Raw genomic sequence first — 464 nt, 5'->3', positions numbered from 1 at the left:
AAAGCGTTAAAAATACCGATACTGCTGAGCATCGCGGCTACGACGGTGGTAAACGCATATCCGGCATCAAACGCCACCTAGCGGTTGATATTAACGGCTTACCACAAGCAATTCACATCACCACGGCCAATGTTTCCGACCGTAATGGAGCCAGTGCCATGTTAGCTCTAAATTCTGGGCATTTACAGCAAGTTAAATCGGTTCTTGTCGATGGTGGCTACACTGGATCGAATTTTGCCGCTGATGTTTACACTAATTTAAACGCCACCGTCCAGGTGGCTAAACGCAATGAGCTTCATAAATTCGAAGTACTGCCACAACGCTGGATCGTTGAACGTTCCTTCAGTTGGTTGGATAAATGTCGACGACTTTGGAAGAACTGTGAGCGTAAACTCAATTCAAGTCGTCAAATGGTTATCTTAGCGTTTCTGGTATTACTCCTAAGAAGATTTTAAACAGGTTCT

Annotated in this window: 1 protein-coding gene; it reads left to right on the top strand. The window is 44.6% G+C overall.

Annotation, left to right across the window (positions count from 1 at the left end; all coding sequences use genetic code 11):
* The coding region (locus MZO40_RS17020; RefSeq protein WP_252133477.1) for an IS5 family transposase at positions 1-455 on the top strand (455 nt) is incomplete at its 5' end.
* Positions 456-464 lie beyond the last annotated feature (9 nt).

This window comes from Lactiplantibacillus sp. B652 (assembly GCF_023806745.1).
In the GTDB taxonomy this organism is placed as follows: domain Bacteria; phylum Bacillota; class Bacilli; order Lactobacillales; family Lactobacillaceae; genus Lactiplantibacillus; species Lactiplantibacillus pentosus.
The sequence above is the reverse complement of the archived record's forward strand: the minus strand, read 5'-3'. Positions and strand labels throughout refer to the sequence as shown.